Source organism: Paenarthrobacter sp. NPDC090522 (genome assembly GCF_044769225.1).
GTDB lineage: Bacteria > Actinomycetota > Actinomycetes > Actinomycetales > Micrococcaceae > Arthrobacter.
Genome location: NZ_JBIVXL010000046.1, coordinates 1 through 1,793 on the forward strand (window position 1 = coordinate 1; position 1,793 = coordinate 1,793).

Genomic DNA, 1,793 nt, shown 5'->3' on the forward strand with positions numbered 1-1,793 from the left:
AGCTTGCTGGGGGGATTAGTGGCGAACGGGTGAGTAACACGTGAGTAACCTGCCCTTGACTCTGGGATAAGCCTGGGAAACTGGGTCTAATACCGGATATGACTTCTCATCGCATGGTGGGGGGTGGAAAGCTTTTGTGGTTTTGGATGGACTCGCGGCCTATCAGCTTGTTGGTGGGGTAATGGCCTACCAAGGCGACGACGGGTAGCCGGCCTGAGAGGGTGACCGGCCACACTGGGACTGAGACACGGCCCAGACTCCTACGGGAGGCAGCAGTGGGGAATATTGCACAATGGGCGCAAGCCTGATGCAGCGACGCCGCGTGAGGGATGACGGCCTTCGGGTTGTAAACCTCTTTCAGTAGGGAAGAAGCCCCTTTTGGGGGTGACGGTACTTGCAGAAGAAGCGCCGGCTAACTACGTGCCAGCAGCCGCGGTAATACGTAGGGCGCAAGCGTTATCCGGAATTATTGGGCGTAAAGAGCTCGTAGGCGGTTTGTCGCGTCTGCTGTGAAAGACCGGGGCTCAACTCCGGTTCTGCAGTGGGTACGGGCAGACTAGAGTGCAGTAGGGGAGACTGGAATTCCTGGTGTAGCGGTGAAATGCGCAGATATCAGGAGGAACACCGATGGCGAAGGCAGGTCTCTGGGCTGTAACTGACGCTGAGGAGCGAAAGCATGGGGAGCGAACAGGATTAGATACCCTGGTAGTCCATGCCGTAAACGTTGGGCACTAGGTGTGGGGGACATTCCACGTTTTCCGCGCCGTAGCTAACGCATTAAGTGCCCCGCCTGGGGAGTACGGCCGCAAGGCTAAAACTCAAAGGAATTGACGGGGGCCCGCACAAGCGGCGGAGCATGCGGATTAATTCGATGCAACGCGAAGAACCTTACCAAGGCTTGACATGAACCGGAAAGACCTGGAAACAGGTGCCCCGCTTGCGGTCGGTTTACAGGTGGTGCATGGTTGTCGTCAGCTCGTGTCGTGAGATGTTGGGTTAAGTCCCGCAACGAGCGCAACCCTCGTTCTATGTTGCCAGCGGTTCGGCCGGGGACTCATAGGAGACTGCCGGGGTCAACTCGGAGGAAGGTGGGGACGACGTCAAATCATCATGCCCCTTATGTCTTGGGCTTCACGCATGCTACAATGGCCGGTACAAAGGGTTGCGATACTGTGAGGTGGAGCTAATCCCAAAAAGCCGGTCTCAGTTCGGATTGGGGTCTGCAACTCGACCCCATGAAGTCGGAGTCGCTAGTAATCGCAGATCAGCAACGCTGCGGTGAATACGTTCCCGGGCCTTGTACACACCGCCCGTCAAGTCACGAAAGTTGGTAACACCCGAAGCCGGTGGCCTAACCCTTGTGGGGGGAGCCGTCGAAGGTGGGACCGGCGATTGGGACTAAGTCGTAACAAGGTAGCCGTACCGGAAGGTGCGGCTGGATCACCTCCTTTCTAAGGAGCTGCTAACAACGGTGCTGGTTCCGTGCATGCGGGGCTGGTGGTTGTCAGTGTTGCCCATTGCGCAGGCGTCTGTTCTGCGGTGGGTGCTCATGGGTGGAATATCAACAAATCAAAAGTTTTTTTGGCATGGTTCTTGGGCTGGTGTCCTGGGGTTAGTACGGCGACTGTTGTGGTTGTTGGGAACGCGTCCGGGGTGTTGGTGGTGGGGGTTGTGTTTGGTGCACTGTTGGGTCCTGAGGCAACAGGACCTTCTGCAGCTTTGCTGGGGACATGGTTTTGGTGTTTCTTGGTTTTCCTGCGGCCGTTTTCCCACTGCGTGTGTGGCCCCTTGTT

General features: G+C 57.1%; 1 protein-coding gene and 1 rRNA gene. One reads left to right on the top strand and one right to left on the bottom strand.

Features of this window, described 5'->3' with window-relative positions; translation table 11 throughout:
- Positions 1–1,451 (top strand): 16S ribosomal RNA (locus ACIQT2_RS23930); the annotation flags it as partial.
- A gap of 96 nt (positions 1,452–1,547) precedes the next feature.
- On the opposite strand, the gene ACIQT2_RS23935 is transcribed toward ACIQT2_RS23930, so the two are convergent.
- On the bottom strand, positions 1,548–1,793 hold a 246-nt coding region (locus ACIQT2_RS23935; RefSeq protein ID WP_402951764.1), incomplete at its 5' end, for a hypothetical protein.